The following is a 23,351-nucleotide window of genomic DNA, read 5'->3' as shown; positions in this document are numbered from 1 at the left end:
ATCGTGGGCGGAACGGTGACCGCCACCTTCCTGGCTATTTTCTTCGTGCCGTTATTTTTTGTGTTAGTGAAAAAAGTCGTTACCAAAGCGGCTGTTGTGGGGAGTAAATCGTCATGCTGAGGAAAATGCTTATTGCGTCCATGCTATTACTGGCAGGATGTATATCACTGGATCCTCATTATGTGCGCCCCGCCGCGCCCGTGCCGGCCGTATGGCCCGATGGGCAGAGCACCCGGCCGCAGTTGGAGTTAACCGAGTGGCAGGCGATAGTCAACGACGACCGATTGAAGCAGGTGGTGGGCCGGGCGTTAAAATCGAACCGTGATTTACGCCAGGCCATCGCGGACATCGAGGCGGCGCGGGCGTTGTATGGGGAGAAGAAAGCGGCCCTCTACCCCGCGCTGGATGCCGGGTTAAGCTCCAGTCGCAGCCGTTCCGTCAGCAACGGGGTATCCGAGATAAGCGGCAGCGCCGAGGCCAGCGGCAGCGTCAGTTCCTTTGAGCTCGATCTGTTTGGTAAAAACCGCAGCTTATCGCGGGCGGCCAAAGAGAGCTGGCTGGCCTCCGACGCGACCGCCAAAAATACCCGCATTACCCTGATTGCGGAGACGACGACGGCCTGGATGACCCTGGCCGCCGATCAAAGCAGCCTGGCCTTGGCGAAAGTCACCCTGCAGAGCGCGGCGGATACCGTGAAAGTAACGGAACGGCGCCTCGAACTGGGGGCGGACGACGGTACGGCGGTTAACTCGGCCATTACCATCTATCAGCAAGCCCGGGGCGACGTGGCCGGTTATACCACCTCGGTGGCGCAGGATATCAACGCGTTGAATCTGCTGGTGGGTGAATCCGTGCCCGCCTCGCTGCTGCCCGACACCCTGGAGCCGCTGGAGGACGCCATTGCCATCGTGCCGTCCGGCGTCTCGTCCGAGGTATTGCTTCGTCGTCCGGATGTCCAGGAAGCCGAGCATCAGCTTAAAAGCGCCAATGCGGATATTGGCAGCGCGCGGGCGGCTTTTTTCCCCAGCCTGACGCTGACCGCCAGCGCCGGGGTCGGCAGCAGTTCCCTGTCCAACCTGTTCGGTCACGGGAGTCATGTGTGGTCATTCGCCCCGAGCCTGACCCTGCCCATTTTCGCCGGTGGAGAGAATCTCGCGGCATTGCGCTATGCCGAGGCTGAAAAGAAGGGCTATATCGCCGCTTATGAAAAAGCGATTCAAAGCGCGTTTAAAGATGTGGCCGATGCGCTGGCCAGCCGGGCCACCCTGCAAGAACGGCTGGATGCGCAAAATGCCTATGTCGCCGCCGCGATGAAAAGCTACCATTTATCGGATTTACGCTACCGCAACGGCGTGGACAGCTACCTGAACATGCTGGTGGCGCAACGGACGCTGTATGCCGCCCAGCAGGATTTAATCTCGCTGAAGCAAACCGATTATGAAAACCGCATCACGCTTTGGCAATCGCTGGGAGGCGGTATTTAAGTCCGCCATACGCCAGGGCCGCTCGTTGGCCCATTACCTATATGTCTTTCGCCAGGAGAGGGGATGAAATTGTCAGTTCGGGTTAACTATATAATCAATCTTGGTTTACTTGCCGCTTTCGGTCCTTTGTGTACCGATCTATACCTGCCGGCGCTGCCTCACCTATCGACGGAGCTTAATGTCTCCACTTCCACGGCTCAGTTGACGCTGACCGCCAGTCTTTTTGGCCTTGGGATCGGTCAACTGCTGTTCGGGCCGGTCAGCGATCAGGTCGGCAGAATGAAACCATTATTGCTCTCGCTGGCGTTATTTATCATGGCCTCCGTATGGTGCATGCTCGCGCCGACGGCAACCCAACTTATCCTGGCCCGTTTTCTCCAGGGCATAGCCGGTGCCGGCGGCGCCGTTCTCTCACGCTCCATTGCACGCGATCTCTATACAGGCCATGAGCTCACCACGTTTTTCGCCATGTTGATGATGGTCAATGGGCTTGGCCCTATTGTCGCCCCGATACTGGGTGGCGCGCTGCTGTCGGTCATGGACTGGCGCGGCCTGTTTGCGGTGCTTACCGCGATAGGCGTGGTGTTGCTCGTCATGGCCAGGCTTAATATCAGCGAAAGCCTGCCTGAGGGAAAGCGCAACCCTGGCAGTTTCGGCGCGATGTTAAGCTCTATCGGCTCGGTGGTCAGGCATAAGGCGTTTATCGGGTTCTGCCTGACACAGGCGCTCATGCTGGCGGGCATGTTTGCTTATATCGGCGCGTCCCCCTTTGTACTACAGCGCATCTATAATATGTCCCCGCTCGGGTTCAGTCTCTGTTTTGCCATCAATGGCATCGGGCTTATCATCGCCGCACAGCTGGCCGCAGGATTAAGCAAAAAATACGGTGAGTTCACATTGCTTAAGGGCGCACTGGCGTTCGCGGGCATGATTAGCAGTACATTGTTACTGGCAGGTGTTATCGGTGCGCCTTTGCCGGTTTTCCTGGTTATCTTGTTTTTCGCCATAGCCTGCAACAGCGCCATTTGCACTACTGCGTCCTCGCTGGCCATGCAAACCCAAAACAACAATGCGGGCGGTAGCGCATCGGCGGTGTTAGGCGTCACCATGTTCACTTTTGGCGGCATCAGCGTACCGCTTTCCGGCATCGGTGGAACGTCGGTTTTTACCATGACGCTCACTTTATGGGCGGCGTATATGCTCGCTATTCTTGCCTTCTTTTTTATCGCCGGTAAAGAAAAATGCGCGGTTATCATCGAGGTCTCCGGCACGCGTCATGACCCGCATGAAAATGACTGAAAATCCCCCTCCCGCGCCGATGCCGGCAAAAAGTATCCATGACGGTGGGATGCGTATCCCCCCGGCATATTGCCGGGGGAGATACCTGTCAAAATGCGTACGAAACGTTGGCCGAATAGTTTAGCGGTTCGCCATATACCGCGGCATCGTTGCTGAGCCAGGTATAATAGGTCCGGTCAAACAGGTTTTTGATATTGGCCTGCACCGCAAGCTGTTTTGTCACCTGATAACGGGCAAACAGATCGACCAGCGGATAGCTGCCCTGGTAAATGCGCGTCTGCCCTTGTGGTCCCGTCCCGTCCTGGAAGGTCCGGTTTTGCCAATTTGCCCCACCGCCAACGGTAAGCTCAGGCATCATTGGCACCCGGTAACGGGTGAACAGCTTAAACTGCGTCTGCGGCATATAGCTGTTGAAACGGCCGGTGGCATCACGCGCCACATAGCGCGAAGCGCCAAAGGTAAGCTGCAGATTATCGGTGACCGCACCGTTAACCTCTAACTCCGCCCCTTTACTCACCGCGCCTTTTGCAGCGTAGTAAGCCCGCTCGCTGGTGCCATTGACGTAGTGATCTCCGTCAACCTGTCCCACGTTATCCTGCTCGATACGGAACACGGCAACCGTCGCCGTCAGGCGGCTGTCAAACCAGTCGGCCTTGAGGCCGGTTTCATAGTTTTTACCGGTGACGGGAGACAGGAAACCGCCGTTGCGATCGCGGTAACTTTGCGGCTGGAAGATCGAGGTATAGCTGGCATAGGCCGACAAAGCATCGTTGATGTCATATACCAGGCCGCCATAAGGCGTGATATTGCTTTTTTTCATATTGGCGCTGCTGCCGTCGGTGCTCCACTGGGTGTAACGCGCGCCGAGGATGAGACGGAGGGGGTCGGCCAACGAGAAACGCGCCACGCCGTAGGCCGCCTTCTGCCGCACGGTGTCATCGGATGTCAGCGATAACGCCGCCCATTCCGGTTCGTCGACATTGCCGCTCCAGTGATAAATGTTGCCGATATCGGCGCTGCCGATATTGGCGCCCGCGCCATAATAACTGTTGTCCTGGCGACTGTAGCTGACGCCGGTTACCAGTTCATGCCGGCGGCCAAAAAGTGTAAACGGCCCGCTGGCGTAGCTGTCCAGCGCGATTTGCTTACGCTCACCCGTGTAATAAGAGCCGTAGCCGGAAAGGCCCTCGCCCGTCTCCTGGTCGGGAAAACCGGAAACATACAGCAGCTTGCCATTCATGGTCGATTCCGCATGGGTGCCGTTAACGCGGAAAGTCCATCCGTTGGAAAAATCGTGTTTGAGGTTGGCAAACACCTTGCGCGAATCGGTATCAAAGGACGTCCAGTTTGCCGCGGAATTCATGCTGCGATCGAAGTGTGTTCGCGAGCCGTTGCTAAACCAAGGAGTTAACCCTCCCCAGGTCGCCCCATCAGTATCGATCTCCTGATAGCTGTAGCCCAGCGACAGGGTGGTGCTGTCGGTCACATCCGTATCCAATACGCCGTAAAGGAATTTCTTGTTCTTATGGTAGCGATCCAGCCAGCCGTCCTGATCCTGATAGCCGGCAACGACCCGGCCGCGCACGGTGCCGCTGTCATTCAGGGGAGCCGAAATATCCGCCACATAGCGCTGTTTATTCCAACTGCCGTAGCTGGCGCTGAAGTTGCCGGTAAATTCGTGGCTGTCGGCGTGCTTACGCACCATATTCACCGATGCCGCCGGGTTCCCGGCACCGGTCATTAAACCGGTTGCGCCGCGCACGATTTCAATACGGTCATAAATGGCGGTATCGTCATCCGCGTCACCAAAGTTCCAGGCTTCGCTTACGGAGGTGGGAATCTCATCAAAGCTGTAGTTGTTGATATAAAAACCACGGGCGTAATAGCTGGAACGTTCACTGTCGAAAATACTGGCCGACACGCCGGTCGTGTTGCGCAGAACGTCGCCTACCGACTGCAGGCTTTGATCCTGCATGCGCTGTTCCGTCATGATACTGACCGATTGCGGGATATCCCGCGCGGCCATCAGCATTTTCGTGCCGGCGCGGGTGGTTTTTGCGCTGTAATCCCGCGGTTCCCCGGTTGAATCCTCACCGCTGGCCGTTACGGTGATGGTCTGCGATGGGGTCGGTGTGGATGACGTCTCGGCTGCGGCTTGCGCCGCGTAGACTGGCGAAAAATTGAACATTGGTGGTATTGCCAATACCAACAACGAAACGGAAAATCTGTTTCTGATGCCTGACAATGCGAGCAGATCGGCATTGCTTCCCCTGCCGTGGAAAGACATAAATTTCTCCTTTTTGGATAAACATTGTTAGCGCAATGTGACTTGTCTGTGTTTTCGTCGGCCAAGACAGCTACCTGCAAAGTTGACCTATCAAGACCATAACGAAACACGAACAATAATGATATGTATTATCATTAAGATGCAAGGGAATTATCACAAAAAGGGGGTCATGAGATGGTTTGCGTCTTCGCCAACGCGACCGGATTGATATGTGATTTATTTCACATATCCGGCTATCAATTCTATTTATAAGTATATCTAACATTAACTATCGTATTTTTTTAATACAATCATTTATCGGCATCAGGGACATCCCCGGTAAAGCCCAGCGGCACCGGGCCCTTTGCGCCAGGACAGGATGTTTTTCAATCACCGGTTTTCAAGAGGGCCACCATGTCCAGCGGAAATTTTTGTCATACGGCTAACGAGACCGGGATTGATTTTAAAAAAATCGTCGATACCCTGGAATGCCCGATTTACATCACCAACTCCAGCGGCGTTACGGAATATATCAACCAGGCATACCTGCGGGAAAATCCCATTATAGACGCTGATGCGATCCTGGGCCGGACCATTGACGATATCATTAAAGAAGGGAAATATTTCAAAAACGCGATTACCACGGAGGTCCTTAAACAAAAGAAAGAGGCAATGGCGTTTTTTGTTCATCATCTGTTACCGGAAAAAATGGCTTTTGTATCAGGCATGCCGGTGCTCGATGAGGAAAACGAGATTGAACACGTGGTTTCAATACTGTATGCACAATCGTTTTTTCAGAAATTACATGCCAAATTTAACTATCCTATTTATTCATTCGAATCCTACCATGAGCCGTTGGAAACAAAAAGGTTGTCTACTCCCCTACCCTTTGCCAATTTGATCGGTATCAGCAAACCCATGGAAGAACTGAAGCGGATTATGCTGAGGGTTGCAAAAACGGACGCTTCTGTTTTAATTCGCGGCGAATCCGGCACGGGTAAAGAAGTCGTGGCCGAGAATATCCAAAAATTAAGCGCGCGAGCAGATAGACCCTTTATCAAACTCAACTGTGCGGCGATCCCGACCAGCCTTATTGAAAGCGAATTGTTCGGCTATGAAAAAGGGGCATTCACCGGCGCCACGTCAGGAAGAGCCGGCTTTTTTGAGCAGGCAAACGGCGGTACGATATTCCTGGACGAAATCGGCGATTTACCCTTCGAGGCCCAGGCTAAATTATTACGCGTATTGCAGCAAAAAGAAATCGTCCGTTTGGGTGGCACCAAGCCAGTCAAACTGAATGTACGGGTCATTGCCGCCACCAATTCCGACCTGGATAAAAAAATGGCTGACAAGCAATTCCGTGAAGATCTTTTTTACCGGCTCAGCCTGATTCCCATCCATTTAACCCCCTTAAGGGACAGGAAAAACGACATCCCGTTACTGACCGAGTATTTCCTACATAAATTTGATGCTATCTATAACAGAATTATCAGATTTCCCACGCAAACATTGAAGATATTAGTCGACTACTCTTGGCCGGGCAACATCCGGCAACTGGAAAATATCATTGAATATTTGTATATTTGTTGCGATGAAAACTTCATCACCGAGGAAATCATCTCCCCACTCTTAAACAAGAACCAACAACGTTCCCAGCCCGGCGATATTGACGACGAATTGCTGAATTTTTGCTGCAGGCAAATACGCAATAACCATTCCTTGCCGGATATCCTGTCGCACATAGAAAGGACAGTATTGACGCTGGCGTCGGAAAAATACAAAACCACCTACCATATTGCCACCGCCCTGGGCGTGTCCCAATCCACCATCGTCAGGAAAATGCAAACACTGGGCCTGGGACGCAGAAGGTCCAGTCAGGATACGGAGATGATTTGCTATCAGGGATGATGGCCGTAAACGCGAATGGCCGGCCCGGGCCGGCCATTGACGCGGTCCGTCGCGGTCACAGACCGAGCAGTTTTTCCATCATCACGTTGACCTGGATCCAGAAGGTGTAGCCATCCTCCGGTTTGACATTGGTATAGGCATATTGGTAATTGGTGTTGTTCCAGACACGAGAACCGGTCATCGTCAAGTTGACCTCGGGCGTCAGCATAAAGGAAGCATCAATGCTCAACTGCTGCTCGTTACGCGGCACCCGCCACCCCGTTCCGCCCTGGGAATCGTACATGTCCTGCAAGTAGCGGTGCTCTCCGTCCGTCAGCCTGCCCCAGCGGAAGGTCAGGCCGTAACTGTCATCGGGGCGGCTCTGCCAGGGTCCCGACCAGATAAGCCCGGCGTCAGCCAACGTGGCTATCCCCGTATAGGCATCCGATTGCAAGGTTTGTGACCAACTGCCGTGCAGACTCACGGCGCTGGGCGCGGGATTGCGCGGATCGGCCCCGCCGTCACGCCGCCATAGGGCTTTTTTTGCCGTAAGATAAAAGCCGGAGACATTGTTGTGGGTCAGCACCGCGGAGCCGCCATCGTACACCTTTGAGGTGCCGTTCACCGTGGAGTAAGCGTCGTTGTATTGCAGATTGTTGTGGAACGCCAGCGCCTCCCAGTTGAAGGGATAGGGCTCCTGCTGCCAACTGACACGCCGCGCGACATTGGCGACCAGCAGGGTACTACCGGTATCGTAGTCGTCGTCCCACCGTTCCCAGCCGTTGGTGAACGGAAACGCCTGATAGGTGCGCCAGACGCCGATGTTGGACTCCAGCTCTGGCGTAACGTGGTAGCTGGCGCGCGCGCCCCAGCCGGCATAAGGCGCGGGTGCGAACCCCGCGGTTTTATTCAGTACGGTATTCACGCAGGACGACTGCACATTACAGTTGGTGAAACCGACAAACTGGCCGGGGTTGCTTTTGCCGACTTCGAGGGACAACTGGTCGTTGAACAGTTTCTGTTCATAACCAAAACGCAGCAAATGCGCTACCTTGGGGATATAGGGCGGCGGATCGCCGGCCAACAGGCCCCCGGCGTTATTACCGTAGCCGGTATTATGGCTGAAAGGCACCCACAGTTGCATGAAGTGGACGGTGCCGCCGGGAATCAGCCCCATGTGATCCAGATCGAAATCCGCGCCGGCGAAAAACATCGTATATGTCTGCTGCTGGTCGGTGGAGGTACCCGCGCTGGGGTTGCCCAACCAAAGCTGAGACGCCATGATATGCGGGGTGATGCCGTGCTCCGACAGCCATGCCCCCGCGTCGGACAGCGGGCGGTTGGAGGATTCCGCGTCGGCGGCGGCAAGCGCCGCGCTACTCGTCAGCGCCGTGCCGCAGACGATCGCGCCGGAACATAGCATACGGGTCCATATATTATGAGGTGTTATTTTCATTGTTCTATCCCATTGAGGTAATAGGACGGAAACGGCCGGTCATTAATTTATACAATGACGGCCCAACGGCGATGACATGCCCTATTCCGGCGGAGTTATCAGCGCGTTGTTTTCCGATTCTGGTTATCATTCATAAGGTACATTTTGTTAAAATAATGGGGTCAACATGCCTGCCAAAAATTACAGGCATGCACGATTATTTTTAATTTCTGTATTTTTTATTTCTGCGCTCTTTGGATAAGAACATCGCCATCGTTTTTATCCAGGCGTAAAAAAATAAAGCAACATAAAAACAGTCCCAAACTCATCAATAAAAACGACACATGGTAATTTTCCCACCCCCTTGCATTATCTGCATAGTTAACATAACGAAGCAACGCGAAGGTTAGCGTAACGCTTATTATGATTGAAATGAGCTGACTCAGTACAAGCAAGCTGTTGCCGGCATTATAGGTGTCATCCGTTAGCTCACTAAATGTCAAGGTATTCATGGTGGCATAGAGAACAGAGGTAAAAACCCCTAATATAAATATCAATACAACAATAATATCCAGCGAGCCGTTCAACGCTGAAAAGGTCAAAGAGTAAATCAACGCAGCGCTCGCCATGGTCGCCATCAGCAATAAACACCGGTACCCGAACCATTCCAATGCCGGTCGCAGCAACAACCTGGCGCTTAACGATCCCGCCGCCAGCGACAGCATAATGATACTCACCCCCGCCGGCGAATACTTAAACTCCAGTTGCAGCATCAGCGACAGGACCAAGGGTACCGACGCTAAAAAAATCCGCACGAAAATATTACTGGCGATGCCCACGGCAAACGTTCTGTGCCGAAACAACGAAAGCGAAAATAACGGTTCAACGATTTTATCCTGATGATTTTTATAGCTATATAACAACACCATGGCTATCAGAAAAAATGCCGTCACCCACATGCTGGTAAAATATTGTTTACCAATACCCAACAAACACAGCAAGATAAATAATAATGCCGGCACCACCAGCATGAATCCTATCGTATCGAAGTTTGCCCGCACGTTTGATCTTATCTGTTCCGGCATGTATTTTTTTGCCAGGGCAAAACAAATCAGGCATAAGGGAATATTGACCAGAAAAATCATTCGCCAGGAGAAGGTGGTTATCAGGAACCCGCTCAACGGTGGTCCCAGCAGCGTGCCCCCTAATCCCAATAAGGTGATTTTGTTCAAGGCGGAAAATTTTTGCGCCGGCAAGGTTGTTTTTAAAATGGCGACCCGCACCACCGGCAGCATTAATGCCCCTCCGATACCCTGTAAAAAACGCGCCAGAATAATACCCGTTAGCGTATCCGCCGAGGCGCACAAACCAGACCCAAGGGTAAATAAGCCCAACGATAATAGATAGATTCGCCGATAGCCATAGGTATCCGCCAGCCATCCGCATACCGGCGTGAATACCATCACCGTCAGCATATAAGAAACAACCATCATCCCCATGCTGAGGGAGGACTGATGCAATGCCTCCGCCATGGAAGGGATGGCCAGATATAACATGGTGGTATCCAATGATTGCATGAAAAAAGTTAATGATGCCATGCTCTGAAGCCAGGTTGAGTTGTTCATTTATGCCATCACCATTTGTCCCGCATACAATATAAACATGCGAAGCATGAACACGCTGCACAGCCCGATACCGGACATGGTCACCAGGTAAGCTTTATTGAATTTGATACGTTCGCTGCATAACAACGCCAAGGCAATGGGTAATAAAATACCCAACCCCACGATTCCCAGCCAAAAAACAGCGCCCCAAAATCCCCTTAACGCGGTTAACGCCGCGACTTCCCTTTGCCCGCCGCCAAAAATCAGACCGATAAAAAAAACCGCCAGCAGGACCAGCTCTATCATGATGAGCGGCAGTTCCAGACGATGAATAAAGGCCAGTGACGGTGAATGAACCGATTGTTTATAGAAGACCAGTGCGCAAAATATCGCCATGGCAACGGCTGACGTCAGGCCGGAGGCCAGGAAAAGCAACGGCAGTACCGGATTGTTCAACAACGGATAGGATTTTAAGGCCAGCAGCAGAAAGCCGGTATAAACGCTTAACAGGACCGCCAAAAAAACCATAATGAGGTCAAGCCCGCGTTCCCATCTGGCGATAAGGCGCACCAGCCGGCTTACCCAGGCCGGATGTAGGATATCGGTAATCTTTTCCTGATAAATGGCGATTATCCAGAATATCAGCACCAGCATGTAAATCTGGAATAGCATGACCCCCAGTGACATTACCGAATGTGGGTTGTAGAACACCATCAAATACCAAAATGTCCATGAGCGCGCCAAATGAAAAATAAGAATCACCAGCCCGAGGATGACCGCTAACGGCGCGATAATGGTTGTCGCCTTGATGATGCCGTCGTTGACCGCATTGATCACCAGGATGTGCCTTTTAAGCAAAACGGCTATTATTACCATGCCTGATGAAATACCTATCAATAACAGGTAAATCGCAATGGGCCAATCCCAGACCAGGGTATCGAAATGAAACGCAGCGTTCATTCTCGTATTTCTCCAAATTTACCCGCTATATGGTAGAGCTTGGGGGAAGTGCCTAAATACAGTTTGTTCCGGTATACGGTTTTGCCGGCGACGAGCTTGGCGATATCACTGTCCGGATCGTCCAGATTACCGAAGGTCAACGCCTTCACCGGGCAAATCGCCACGCAGGCCGGCGGCTTACCGGCGGCGAGATTGGTATCCCGGCAGAAATTACACTTATCCGCCGTTTTCGATAGCGGATGGATGAAACGAACATGATAGGGACAGGCGGCAATACAGTACCGGCACCCGACACAACGATCGTGATGGACATCCACAATGCCCGTTTTGAAGTCTTTATAAGACGCGCCGGTAGGACAGACCTCCACGCACGGCGGGTTATCGCAATGCTGGCATGATTTGCGCACAAATTGCCGCGAGTTTTTATTCAGTTCCCGGTACGTGCCGTTATCCAGGATATCCAGCCGCGTGACCTCCGCCGGAACCTGATTCACTTTATGGCAGGCTAAAATACAGGCGCGGCAGCCGATGCAACGGGTTTCATCATGGATCATGCCATAGCGGATATTACCGATGACCAGGGTTTGCGGGGTAATGACGTCCGCCAGAATATGCTTCATTGGATTGGCCGCCAATACAGCGCCACCTATTCCTATAATAAATCCGCGACGCGACACGCCCATACCGACCCCTTAATTAAATATCATGCGAGAGCAATGCTTCATCACTTGCCGGAATACTCCGGCAAGGGGTAATGTTCCTGTATTGCAGCAGCCAATAGGGCTTTATAGCGACCCGCTTAAGGCGCTGCTGATCCGATCCCGCCCTGCTTGCTGTTAATGAGAGGCCGCGATGGTTTCCGCCGCGCTTTCGCCGGCGATACGGCCTGAATTCAACGCAAAGCCATTGGCTAAACCTTCATAAGGCGGATAAGACGGTCCGCTATAAAAACCGGCGGCAACATTCCCTATCGCGTATAACCCGGGGACGGGTTTGGCATTGATATCGGTGACCTGTAATTTGGCATTCACCCGTATCCCGCCGATACTGCTTAAGCTGACCACTTGGGTTTCAAACGCATAATATGGACCGGAGCTCACGGGATAAACCAAATAGCCGGGCTTTTTGCCAAAGTCCGGGTCTGATTTGGCTTTTACCAGATCGTTATAGCGGGCAACGGTTTTCTCCAATTGACCGGCTTCCACGCCCATGTTTTTAGCCAACGCTTCCAGAGTTTGCCCTTTAAAGATATTTTTGCTTTTGCCCCCGTCAACAGCGGCATCCGCCAGCGCCACGAAATCGCCGCCCTTGGGGGGATTGGCCGGGCCGGCGCCTGATAAAGGAAACGGGAATGATTTGTTGGTGTAAGCATTTAACGTCTGGCTATCGAGAATGATGTAATATTTACCGCCGGCCGAATACGACACATTAGCCCAGTAAGCCGAATCATAGACCAAGCCTTCATCGCCAAACCGTTCACCGTTGGCATCCACCCATAATAAGGGCGATTTTAATAACCAGATAAGTGGATTATCGTTTTCGGCATTCCCTTTATCGGCCGTGGATGACGAACTAATACCCACTAATTTACAGGCATGAATCAACGCGGAATGAAAACTCCATTCCGCCCCGCCGGCGTCCCAGGCCATTCTGAGCCCCTCACCCTGATTCGGCCAGGCCAGTATATGGATATTAGGCGTATTCATTACTTCCCGGACCAGTTTTTCATTACCACCGAACCCGCCGCTGGCAATGATGACCGCTTTGGCATGAACGATTAATTTTCCACCGTCCGCTTTTTGCGCGATCAAACCGGTGACCCTGCCATCTTTTTCCTGAATCAACGACTTAACGGCGGTATTCTTGATCAATTCTCCACCCGCTTGCTGGAAACTGGCATAAAGGCTCTTATAGGCGGCGTTGGTATCCAGATAATGATGGTAAATATCGGCCTTAATGGGATCATCCATATGTGCCTGCTGCAGCTGATTGGTATTTTTGGCGGCGGCCTTGATTTCAAACTTTACCCCGTGCTTTGCCATCCAATCAGCCGTTGAACCCGATTTATACACAATGGCTTTGGTCAGCGGACCGTCGGATAAATAATGGTTATACTCCAGCAGCCTGTGCGTCAGGTCTTGCGGGGTATATTTCATGCCCAGCGATTTTTGCAGCGATGACCCCACGGCGAAAAAGCCGCTGGCCATATTACCGCTGCCGCCCACCACCGCCGATTTTTCAACGACCAGGACCTTGGCGCCCTTTTCTTCCGCGGCAAGCGCGGCGACAGTGCCGGAAGTACCGCCCCCCATCACCACCACATCCACCGTTTTTTCTTCATCGGCAACCGGGGCGGCGGCGGTTTTAACCGACCCGCCGGTATATTTACCGATGTCCGCCCCCGCTTTGAGCAAGGCTTCCTTCGCGGCTGTCTTGACGGCATCGCTGGTTTCAGTGGCGCCGGTCATGCCGTCCACATCCAGACTTTGCGTATCAACAATGGATTTCGCCACCTGAGGCGCCGCCACGCCCCCCAATTCAGGGGTTTCTCCGGACGCATCGGCGACGACATTTTTAATCGTTCCCGTTTGATCAATGGAAACGGTAACCTTGACATCGCTTTCCAGGCCTTTGGCCGACGCCGTATAGTCGCCGGCGGTAACGGCCGCATTGGCCGAAAAACCCACGGAGCAGCCCAGAATGAGCGCGACGAAAGCCGGTAATTTCTTTTTCACATAATCGTTTTTCATAGAATATCGATCCGCTTATATAAGTTTTATTTACCTACGATATTGAGCAAAGTTGGTGCCAATATTAATCCGCGCCCGATTTTATCGGGTATATAAGGTAAAATGATTGCAATTAGCTTTATTACACGTCATTTCCAACTTCACCGCGCTTATTATGTCGGGTTTCGATCCCGGCGATAAAAAATATCGTCAAGATCGGACTGTCAGGCTACCCCGTAAAAAGGGTCATCATGCATTTTTGTATTTTCAATGCATTTATGAATCAACGATCTGCCTCTCTGCCTTAAACTGCCGGCTATCAAAAGCGTTCCACCACGATCGCCACCCCCAATCCCCCGCCGACACACAGGGTCGCCAGGCCGAAGGTTTCGTCCCGGGCCGCCAGGGCATATAACAGCGTTACCAGGATCCTGGCGCCGGAGGCGCCGATGGGATGCCCCAGGGCAATGGCGCCGCCATTGACGTTGGTCTTGTCCTCATCCAGTCCCAGCTCATGGCCCACCGCGGCGAACTGCGCGGCAAAGGCTTCATTGGCCTCGATCAGGTCAATGTCACCGATGCCCAGGCCGGCCTTCTTCAGTGCCGCGCGTACCGCCGGCACCGGCCCGATGCCCATAAAAGCCGGATCGACGCCGCAGGTGGCATAACCACGGATCCGCGCCAACGGCCGGATATCCAACGCGCGGGCCCGGGCTTCGCTCATGACCACCAGCGCGGCCGCGCCGTCATTGATGCCGGAGGCATTACCCGCCGTGACGCTGCCCTCAGGCGTAAAGGCCGGACGCAGCCCGGCCAGGCTCTCGGCGCTGACATCCCCTCGGGGATGCTCATCCGTATCGAAAATAATATCGCCTTTTTTGCCATGCAGGATCACCGGCAGGATTTCATTGCGAAACGCGCCGTTGGCAATGGCCGCCGCCGCCCGCTGCTGCGAGCGCAAGGCGATATGATCCTGCTCCAGCCGGCTGATGTGATAACGGGCGGCGACATTTTCGGCGGTAATGCCCATATGGTACTGATTCATGACGCAATACAGCCCGTCATGTACCATGCTATCGGTAAGGGCGCCTTCCCCCATTCGGTAGCCCCAGCGGGCTTTATCCAGCAGATAGGGCGCCGCCGACATATTTTCCATCCCCCCCGCCACGACAATCTGCGCATCGCCCGCGGCGATAACCTGAGACGCCAGGATTACGCTTTTCAGGCCGGATCCGCAGACAACATTCAGGGTGGTCGCCGGGGTCTTTTCATTAATGCCGGCATGCAACATCGCCTGACGGGCCGGGTTTTGGCCCAATCCCGCCTGCAGGACATTGCCCAGGAAAACCTCGTCGATCATATCGGGCTGGATACCGGCGCGCCGGATACTTTCCCGCGCCACCAGCGCGCCCAGCCGGGGGGCCGCCAACGAAGCCAGACCGCCGCCAAAGCTGCCGATAGCGGTACGCACGGCACTGGCAATTACAATTCCCGTCATATTGACCTCTTGATGAATGCCATTTTATTTCTCCAGGGAAATCCGTCTGATAAATGATGCTGTCAGCGTTAATTCTTTGTTGATAAGTTGCCGGATGTCCTGGTCTGGAAAGACCCTTGCTTGATTCACTTTCCTTTGTTAACGAATGCCGGGTTGTTCGCCGGACGTTGCCGGCAGGGTTTCCATGGGCGTCACATCGGTTTGCCAAATCAACATCAACGTCACGGCGCCTACCGCCACCAGCAGGAGATAAGCCCCGGCATATCCCCCCAGATAGGTCAATCCCACCGCCAGAATGGAAAAGGCGAAACATCGCACAATGGACTGGATCGGCGCGATAACGCCGATGGCCCGGATATAGGTTCTGCGTGGAAATTTAGTGGCTATCAGCGCGGTGCTTAAATTGGTGGCGCCCGCCAGGCTAAAACCGATCATCAGCAGGGAAATCCACAGGGTCAGCGCGTTGAACTGGAAGATGTTGATAATCACCGACACCATCCACCACAGGGTGTAAATCATGATGGCCGCCTTAATCCCCACCTTTTGGTTTAGCCAACCCCAGCCATAGGCGCCAAAGGTGCCGAACAGCGCCGAGAGGGTCATATAAAAGATGGCGGTGCTCAGTTCATATCCCATGCCCATCAATCGGGGCACGATCTGGCTCACCACCCCCACCAGCATGATATAGATACCGCCGGTGGCGATGCCCATGAACCAGACGTCCTTCATGCGTAGCAATTGACCGGTGGTGACCGGGCAAATATAGTCTTTATGCTCGCGAACCCGTTCGGCCAGCTCCTCGGCGGTGATGGGCGCATTGTCCGGCGCGCAGCCGATGTCCTCCGGTTTGTTGGCGGCGAATAGCGCCACCAGCAGCGCGGTGACGAACATCAACAGCGACACGCCCCAAAATCCGTTATGAACGCCAAACCAGGAGAAGAAACTGGCCAGCACCGGCACGAAAAAGGCGCTGGAAAAGGTCTGTCCCATGGTACACCAGCCCAGGGCCAGACCCTGTTTACGGATAAACCAATTGGCGATAAGGGCGGTTCCACCCATATACGCGAAGCCGGTGCCGAAAAAACAGACCCCGGCAAACAGTACGGTGAACCCGGTCAGCGTCCCCCAGTGACCCAGCAGGCCGAAACACAATCCGCAGGCGATAAGGCAAAAAACAATATTGAATTTGGGTCCCTTTTTTTCACACAATCTGGCGCAAAGGGGACCGGCCAGGATTGAAGCCCAGGAGGCGGGGGTCGCCAGCGCCAGCAGCGCGTTGTAATCCAGGTTAAAGGTTTTGGACAGGGCGGGCAGAATCACATTCAGACCGTGGGTCACGGCGCCGGCGGCAAGCCAGAACATCAGAGCCTGGAAAAAAATAATGGTCCATCCATGGGGGCCAAAACTACTTTTGGTGGCGGAAAGATGATCGTCGCCCCGGATGGCGAGATCGATAGTCTTCTGTGGCAGCGCCAGGTTTTTTTCTTGCCCAGTCATAATGGTAAGCTCGTTGTACGCAGTCGGGCCCCGCCCGGGGATGCGTAGTGGGTTTATCGGGATGGTCCGCGCGTTTGCCCCTCTTCCGGCACAGCGTCGACGTTGCCGCCCGCGTTGTAATCCAGCGTGGATTTGCCTGAAGCATCTTTCATCACCGGTCCCGCGGCGGTTATACTTCCATGATTTTTATAGAATCGGCCACAATCAGCCGGGGCTCCACCTGGCGCTGAATGTCCTCCGGCGTCAATCCCGCCAACAGTTCCACCAGCACCAGTCCGTCCTCGGTAACATCAATCACGCACTGTTCCGTGACGATATGATTGACACAGCGTTTACCGGTCAGGGGATAACTGCAGGCGTTGACGATTTTCCGCGCGCCGTCTTTGGCGCAGAGTTCCATGGTGATGATGACCTGACGGGCGCCGTTCACCAGATCCATCGCCCCGCCCATGCCGAATACCCGGCCGGGCTGCGCCCAATTAGCCAGATCGCCGTTTTGCGCCACCTGCAGGGCGCCCAGCACCGACGCCGCCAGTTTGCCGGAACGGACCAGCCCGAAAGATTCCGCGCTGTCGAATGAACTGGCGCCGGGCACCGGCGCAAAACGCATACCGGTGGCATTGCAGAATCCTTCCACCGCCAGCAGTCCCGACGTCAGCGGGCCCATGCCCACCAGACCGTTTTCGGTATGGAACATCACGCCGGGCGCCGCATAGTCGCCGCACAGGCTGGGAATGCCGATTCCCAGATTGACCACATCGCCGGCGGAAAAATACCCGGCGGCGCGTTTTGCTATCCTGAGACGGGCGTTCATTTATTTTCTCCTTGGGTTGTCAGGATCTTGTCCACATAGACGCCGGGGGTAACAATGCGATCCACGCCGTATTCATCCAGATCCACCAGCATGTCCGCGTCCACCAGGGTTACCCGCGCCGCCTTGGCCACCAGGGGATTGAAGTTGCGCATGGTGCCGCGATAGGTCAGGTTGCCCAGCGGATCGGCGGTACGGGCGCGCACCAGGGCGATATCCGCCCGCAGCGCGGTTTCCAGCAAAAACAGTTCACCGTTCACCACCACCCGGTGTTTACCTTCCTCCACCAGGGTACCCAGACCGGTTTTGGTGAGCACGCCCCCCAATCCCGAGCCGCCGCAGCGGATTCGCTCCGCCAGGCTGCCCTGGGGCACCAGCTCCAATTGGATTTTGCCGGCCTCCACCAGCGCCACGGTTTCGGTATTGCGACCGATATGGGAGGCGATAAGCTTATCCACCAGACCGTGATGAAACAGGCGGCCGATGGTGAGATCGGCGTCGCCGGAATCATTGGAAATCAGCGTGAAGTGCCTGGCGCCGCTATCAATCACGCACTGGATCAGGTGATTGGGGACACCGCAATTGGCGAAACCACCGCAAATCAGCGTCTGGCCGTCTTTAAAAAGGCGGGTGATTTCATCGGCTGAAGCATATTTTCCCGGCATGATTAATTCCTCGTCAGCAATACCGCCACGCCCTGGCCGCCACCGACGCAGAACGTGATAACGGCGTTGTTCAGGTTGCGTCGTTTCATTTCATACAGGGTTTTCGCGGTAAGGATCGCCCCGGTGCCCGCCAGTGGATGCCCCAGGGCGATGGCGCCGCCATTGGGATTGACCCGCGCGGGATCCATACCGATTTCCCGGATGCAGGCCAGGGATTGGGCGGCGAAAGCCTCGTTCAATTCCCATAAATCGATATCGCCCACCGCCAGACTCGCCTGCTTCAACAGCTTGGCGGTGGCGGGTACCGGGCCAAGCCCCATCAGGCTGGGATCCACTCCCGCCGCCGCATAGCCGCGAAAGACCCCCAGGATCTCGCAACCGTTTTTCTCCGCCAGCGAGCGTTCCATCAGCACCATGGCCCCCGCGCCGTCGCTCATGGGCGAGCTGTTGCCGGCGGTCACCACGCCGTCCTCTTTGAAACTAGGCCGCAGGGAAGCCAGGGCTTCCAGCGAGCAATCGGGGCGCAGCGGCTCATCACGGGATACCGGGGTTTGCCGGCCTTTTTTATCGGTTACGGGCACCGGCACCATCTGTTGGTCAAACCGGCCCGCCTGCCAGGCGGCGCTGGCCAACCGGTGGCTGCGCAGCGCGAACTCGTCAAGCTGGCGGCGGGTCAAGCCATACTTGGCGGCCACGTTTTCGGCGGTGATGCCCATGGGCGGGTTGCCCAGGCTATCCGGCGAGGTATGGATATCCACAAACCGCGGCGGCTGTACCGAATAGGCGCTGTCGGTTTTTTCCAGCGACCAGGTGCGGCGGGAATCGCTTTCCGCCCCGCCGGCGACAATCACATCGGCAAAACCGGCCATGATCTGGATGGCGCCATAGGCCAGCGCATTCAGCGACGCGGCGCACTGGCGGTCCAGGGTTATCCCCGGCACGGAAAACGGCAGGCCGGCTTCCAGCGCCACCATTCGGCCCATATTATTGATTTCGTTATTCATCAGGTTGGCAAAAATCACATCATCAATGCTATCAGGCTCGATGTTCGCCCGGTTCACCGCTTCTTTGACGGCAAGGGCGCCCAGGATATGCGCCGGTACCGGCGCCAACACGCCGCGACATTTGCCCACCGGGGTACGAACCGCCGATACTATGACTGCGTCTCTCATAACAACCTTCTCTTGTATGCCCGCGAAGTCCACAAGGAGGGACAACGGAGAGCGATGCCTATAGCGGCTTGATCCCCAACAATTTTCTTGCCGTGTCAGGCGTGGCCGCCTGCTTGCCGAACAACCGGATTGCCTGTGCGGCGCGTTCCACCAACTGCGTGTTGGACGCCTTTACGCCCTTGCTGAAATAGACGTTGTCTTCCAGACCCACACGCACATGTCCGCCCAATGCTAGGGTGGCGTACAGTATGGGCATATGGGCTTTGCCGACACCGAACGCCGACCAGGTGGCGTCGGCGGGAATATGCGCGGCCAGGTAAAGCAGGTTTTCCACCGTGGCGGGCATTCCCCCCGGCACGCCGAGGCAGAATTGATAGTGCAGCGGCCTGGGCAGCTTGCCCTGCTCGACAAAATACTCGGCGATGCCCAGCATGCCGGCATCGAAAATTTCCACTTCGGGTTTGATGCCCCGGGCGGTCAACACCTCGCCCAGCGAGCCTAAAAACTGCGGGGAATTGATAAACACGCCGCCGGGCATCCAGTTAAAGGAACCCGCGTCCCAGGACGCCATCTCTATCCCGTTCAGGTTGGCCACATGCGCCTGCCGCTGCTTATCGCTGGCCCGATGGTCGCCGGACGTCGTGCAGTTGATAATCACATCGCAGTCGTGGTAGCCACGCAGCAATCGGATGGTTTCGGCAAATTTTCCGCTGTCCATCGTGCCCAGGCCGCCATCGTCGCGCATATGGAGATGGACGACGGCGGCGCCCCGCTGCCAGCAGCGATAAGCGTCCGCGGCAATGTCTTCCGGTGTCAGCGGGATATTTTCATTGATGTCTTTCGGTGTCACCGCGCCGGTCAATGCGGCGGAAATAATGACGTCGTTCCCTGTATTCATGGATCTGCCCCGCTTACATGCTGTATGAATTCTGTGCCAGTAAAAGGTTACCCGGGTACACCGGCATTCAGGGCGTAACACCCCGATCCGGGCGATGACGGGTAATCCGTTACCGGGCCTGTGGAGACAGGCCTATTACTTGATCTCGTCTTCTTCCTGGCCGCCGTTGACACGCGGACGGATGACCTTGCCTTTCTTCTCGGCCGCCTTGACCAGTTCGGCCTCTTCGTGCGCCCAGTGCCAGTAATTGACTTCGTGGGGACTGTGTTCGGTAGCGGTCACGAACATTTCGGTGGAGAAGGCGTTGCGAAGCTCGTTGGCAATATCTTCCTTCCAGGCTTTCCTGAGCTGCTGGGTGGTGATGCGGCGGGTGACACGGCTGCCGGAGCGCATGATGAGCTCGGCAATCTCCTGGGCCCGTGCATAGCAGGACTCCGTATCGGGGCAGATTTCGTTGACCATACCAAGGGCAAGGGCCTTGCGGGCCGTGATAATCTCGCCGGTCAGTTCCGCATAGGCATATCTCTTGCGGCCCATCAGTTCCCGCCAGGCAATGCCGATGCCGTCGCCGGGGACCATGTTGACCCGGAAGTGCATATCCGTGGTCCACGCATCTTCGGTACAAAGGGTAAGATCGCTGAAAAGCACCAGGTCCGTGTGGAAAGCGGCGCCATTCCATACGCCGATGGTGGGCACTTCCACATCGAATACCTGGCCTTCGATGTCGTTGGTACCGTCATAATATTGATACTCATACATCTTCCAGGCTTCTTCCGGCGCCGAATTGAATTCGGTTGCCGGGCCCCAGTTGCCCTTTTCGTCAAGCCGGCCGATACCCTTCATAAAGTCCTTTCCCGTCCCGCCGAGGATGATGATCTCGTTGTCCGGATCCCTGCCGGCCCAGTCGAAAAAGTAGTGAAGAGCCTGGTGCGCGGGAGCACCCCACTGCAAGCTGTCGCCGTTGGTATGCAGCCGGGCTTCGAGAATTCCGTTTTCCCGTTTCATGGTGAAGCAATGTTTCAGTTTTTCTGAATATTCTTCGAAACGCATATGGGGAATGGTTCCCAATTCCTTATGGGACATTTCTTTACGTTTTCCATGATCAGACTCGTAATTGGCTTTAATCGCCATGGTTTACTCCTTTGTAGCCTTATTAGAATTTATTGGAAGCGACACAGATTTAAGTCATGTGATTCACATTGTTGGTCTGGTGCTTTCTGCGCAATAAAAACGTACCATTGCCCTCCAAGCCGGGGAAATTCTTTTTATATTTTCGGCTATGCATTTGCGACATAACCGTTTTGGCAACGCGGCCAAACACAATGGTTTTTTAGAAAAAAACAGGTGACTTTCGTCATAAAAACAAGTTAGAGTAAGATAAAAAAACCTGTCCTTCTAATTTTTATTAACGCAGCGGGACACCAGCGTTAAAAAAATAAGCTTAAATATGGCGTATAATTTAACGGTAAATATAACCACAGATGGGTTTTTTAACTGTATGATTAACTTTAAATGAGAATTAGGCGGTAAAGGAAGATTTGATTTATATGAATTAGGGAAGATCAGAATGCAACCCATGAATTAATCATTTTAAAAAATCTTTAAACTCCTTCAGAAATATGGCCACCGAGGGATTGGTATTTTTATTATCCCATACCAGTTCCAGATTGAACCAGCAGTTCTCTTCGGCAATGTCCAGCATGACGCAGTTCGGGCCGACCAGGTATCCCCGGTGCCTGGGCATCAGGAGCACCGCACGGTCGGTAAATTCCAGGTTAAAACAGCAGGTTTTCAGATTGGGATATTCTTTATCCAGGGTGAAATCAATGTTATGAATGGTTAAGAAGCGGGTGCTGTATTCATCGGACAGGGAAAACTCTCTGGGATCCACCCGCATTATCGGCCATTCGCTGACCTCGCGCAGGGAAACACTGCCGCGACCGGCCAGGGGGTGGCATTTATTGACCACCGCGCACAGCGGGTCGGTTTGAAAAGGCAGCGTGCAAAATCTCGATTCATTGACCATAAAATTAGGTCTGATCAGAAAGCCCATGTCGCTGATGTGATTATCCAGTAAAGAGAAGGCTTCATCCAACTCGCTGTCGCGGCATTCTATGGCGATATCGCTATGCTGGGCGCGGAACTGCGTCAGGAAATTAATTAAAAATTTCTGGATAGCTTCGCCCAGAAAAGTAATGGAAATGCGGCGCCGGCTTTTCCCGGTGAATGAGTGAATCGCGGATATCGAGGTTTCATATTGGAATAATATTTTACCCGCTTCCTCGGAAAATAATTTCCCGGCGGTAGTCAGTTCAACCTTATGGGTGTCGCGTTTAAAAAAACTGACTTCAAAATACTCCTCAAGATATTTCATATGCCGGCTTAGTACCGGCTGAGTAATATTCATTTTCTGCGCGGCTTTACTAAAATTCAGTGTTTTCGATAATAAAACAAACTCATGTAAAAGTTGAGTTTCCATAATCATTCTCTGTTCACTGAATAATACATGTCCTTATCTTACTGGAAAGTCATCGGCTAAACCGTGAGGCCCATCAAACGCTTTACCCTGATGGGGCTTGGGTCGTGTGGTTTCCCCCAGCGGGGATTGTCGACACCCCCTACTGAGAAATCTCCATAGGGGTGCCCTTATTCCCGTGTTGTGGTCTAGTTTTTCTGAACACATTCTGAAGTTTTTTCCCAACGCATTTCTTTTGCGTGGGGGGTTTGATAGCCGTTTGTACTGTGGGGTCTGACCCGATTATAATAATGAGTTATGTAGCGCAGAACATCTGCCTTACTTTCTTCAGCACTGTGATAACCCAACGCTGGGATCCATTCCGTCTTCAAACTGCGAAAAAAACGTTCCATTGGTGCATTATCCCAGCAGTTACCTCGTCTGCTCATGCTGCGTTTTAGCCCATAATGTGCCAATAATTTGCTGTATAACTCGCTACTGTAATGTGAACCTTGATCCGAATGGAACATCACATCCTGCGGATTTCCCCTTGAAAAATAAGCTATTTCTAAAGCCTGTTTCGTTAACTGGCTGTTAGGATTAGCCGAAAAAGCCCAACCCACCACTTTTCGCGCGTATAAGTCCATTACCACCGCCAGATAAAGCCAGCTTTTCCCCGCCCAGATATAAG

General features: G+C 53.9%; 18 protein-coding genes. 3 read left to right on the top strand and 15 right to left on the bottom strand.

Features of this window, described 5'->3' with window-relative positions; genetic code table 11:
- The first annotated feature begins 113 nt into the window (after nucleotides 1-113).
- Together VGC33_RS08530 and VGC33_RS08525 are read left to right on the top strand one after the other, a co-directional pair.
- Nucleotides 114-1,484 carry an efflux transporter outer membrane subunit gene (locus VGC33_RS08530; RefSeq protein ID WP_331120328.1) on the top strand — a complete coding sequence of 457 codons (1,371 nt, stop codon included), beginning with the start codon at nucleotides 114-116 and terminating at the stop codon, nucleotides 1,482-1,484.
- A gap of 63 nt (nucleotides 1,485-1,547) precedes the next feature.
- Entirely contained in the window at nucleotides 1,548-2,783 is a 1,236-nt protein-coding gene (locus VGC33_RS08525) for a multidrug effflux MFS transporter (RefSeq protein WP_331120327.1), read from the top strand.
- 88 nt (nucleotides 2,784-2,871) lie between these two features.
- Here VGC33_RS08525 and fhuE read toward each other — a convergent pair whose 3' ends face one another.
- A complete protein-coding gene (gene fhuE, locus VGC33_RS08520) occupies nucleotides 2,872-5,070 on the bottom strand; it encodes a ferric-rhodotorulic acid/ferric-coprogen receptor FhuE (protein WP_331120326.1) in 2,199 nt (732 codons plus the stop codon).
- Between the two features lie 393 nt (nucleotides 5,071-5,463).
- On the opposite strand from fhuE, the gene VGC33_RS08515 reads away from it, so the two are divergent.
- A complete protein-coding gene (locus VGC33_RS08515) occupies nucleotides 5,464-6,957 on the top strand; it encodes a sigma-54 interaction domain-containing protein (RefSeq protein ID WP_331120325.1) in 1,494 nt (497 codons plus the stop codon).
- Between the two features lie 55 nt (nucleotides 6,958-7,012).
- Here the strand turns inward: VGC33_RS08515 and VGC33_RS08510 are convergent, their stop codons facing one another.
- The 14 genes from VGC33_RS08510 to VGC33_RS08445 all read right to left on the bottom strand — a co-directional run.
- Nucleotides 7,013-8,392 carry a carbohydrate porin gene (locus VGC33_RS08510; RefSeq protein ID WP_331120324.1) on the bottom strand — a complete coding sequence of 460 codons (1,380 nt, stop codon included), beginning with the start codon at nucleotides 8,390-8,392 and terminating at the stop codon, nucleotides 7,013-7,015.
- Between the two features lie 218 nt (nucleotides 8,393-8,610).
- On the bottom strand, nucleotides 8,611-9,969 hold the full coding sequence (locus VGC33_RS08505) for an MFS transporter (protein ID WP_331120323.1): 1,359 nt from the start codon (nucleotides 9,967-9,969) through the stop codon (nucleotides 8,611-8,613).
- A gap of 27 nt (nucleotides 9,970-9,996) precedes the next feature.
- Nucleotides 9,997-10,935 carry a cytochrome c nitrite reductase subunit NrfD gene (gene nrfD, locus VGC33_RS08500; protein ID WP_331120322.1) on the bottom strand — a complete coding sequence of 313 codons (939 nt, stop codon included), beginning with the start codon at nucleotides 10,933-10,935 and terminating at the stop codon, nucleotides 9,997-9,999.
- Nucleotides 10,932-11,618 carry a 4Fe-4S dicluster domain-containing protein gene (locus VGC33_RS08495; protein ID WP_331120321.1) on the bottom strand — a complete coding sequence of 229 codons (687 nt, stop codon included), beginning with the start codon at nucleotides 11,616-11,618 and terminating at the stop codon, nucleotides 10,932-10,934. Before VGC33_RS08495 ends, nrfD begins: the two co-directional genes overlap by 4 nt.
- 153 nt (nucleotides 11,619-11,771) lie before the next feature.
- A complete protein-coding gene (locus VGC33_RS08490) occupies nucleotides 11,772-13,685 on the bottom strand; it encodes an FAD-dependent oxidoreductase (RefSeq protein ID WP_331120320.1) in 1,914 nt (637 codons plus the stop codon).
- Between the two features lie 298 nt (nucleotides 13,686-13,983).
- Nucleotides 13,984-15,162, bottom strand: coding sequence for an acetyl-CoA C-acetyltransferase (locus VGC33_RS08485; protein WP_331120319.1), 1,179 nt, complete (start codon nucleotides 15,160-15,162; stop codon nucleotides 13,984-13,986).
- A gap of 138 nt (nucleotides 15,163-15,300) precedes the next feature.
- Nucleotides 15,301-16,659 (bottom strand): MFS transporter, encoded by a 1,359-nt coding sequence (locus tag VGC33_RS08480; RefSeq protein WP_331120318.1) that lies wholly within the window; start codon nucleotides 16,657-16,659, stop codon nucleotides 15,301-15,303.
- Nucleotides 16,660-16,828: 169 nt separating this feature from the next.
- The gene (locus VGC33_RS08475; protein ID WP_331120317.1) at nucleotides 16,829-17,473 is read right to left on the bottom strand and encodes a CoA-transferase; all 645 of its coding nucleotides are present in this window, start codon (nucleotides 17,471-17,473) and stop codon (nucleotides 16,829-16,831) included.
- Nucleotides 17,470-18,135, bottom strand: a complete 666-nt coding sequence (locus VGC33_RS08470) for a CoA transferase subunit A (protein WP_331120316.1) — start codon at nucleotides 18,133-18,135, stop codon at nucleotides 17,470-17,472. The genes VGC33_RS08475 and VGC33_RS08470 overlap by 4 nt, the downstream gene beginning before the upstream one ends.
- Before the next feature lie 2 nt (nucleotides 18,136-18,137).
- Nucleotides 18,138-19,307: a thiolase family protein gene (locus VGC33_RS08465; RefSeq protein ID WP_331120315.1), complete on the bottom strand. Its 1,170-nt coding sequence runs from the start codon at nucleotides 19,305-19,307 to the stop codon at nucleotides 18,138-18,140.
- A gap of 58 nt (nucleotides 19,308-19,365) precedes the next feature.
- Nucleotides 19,366-20,205, bottom strand: a complete 840-nt coding sequence (locus VGC33_RS08460) for a beta-keto acid cleavage family enzyme (RefSeq protein WP_331120314.1) — start codon at nucleotides 20,203-20,205, stop codon at nucleotides 19,366-19,368.
- A 135-nt stretch (nucleotides 20,206-20,340) separates the two neighbouring features.
- Complete coding sequence (locus VGC33_RS08455; protein ID WP_331120313.1) at nucleotides 20,341-21,336, bottom strand: enoyl-CoA hydratase/isomerase family protein; 996 nt, start codon at nucleotides 21,334-21,336, stop codon at nucleotides 20,341-20,343.
- Between the two features lie 454 nt (nucleotides 21,337-21,790).
- Complete coding sequence (locus VGC33_RS08450) at nucleotides 21,791-22,684, bottom strand: LysR family transcriptional regulator (protein ID WP_331120312.1); 894 nt, start codon at nucleotides 22,682-22,684, stop codon at nucleotides 21,791-21,793.
- A 185-nt stretch (nucleotides 22,685-22,869) separates the two neighbouring features.
- A partial coding sequence (locus tag VGC33_RS08445) for an IS3 family transposase (RefSeq protein ID WP_331120311.1) occupies nucleotides 22,870-23,351 on the bottom strand: 482 nt, incomplete at its 5' end.

The sequence above is a fragment of the Acerihabitans sp. genome (assembly GCF_036398755.1).
Classification (GTDB): Bacteria; Pseudomonadota; Gammaproteobacteria; order Enterobacterales; family Enterobacteriaceae; genus Acerihabitans.
Note: the sequence above shows the minus strand (reverse complement) of the source record. Positions and strands in the feature narration are given on the sequence as shown.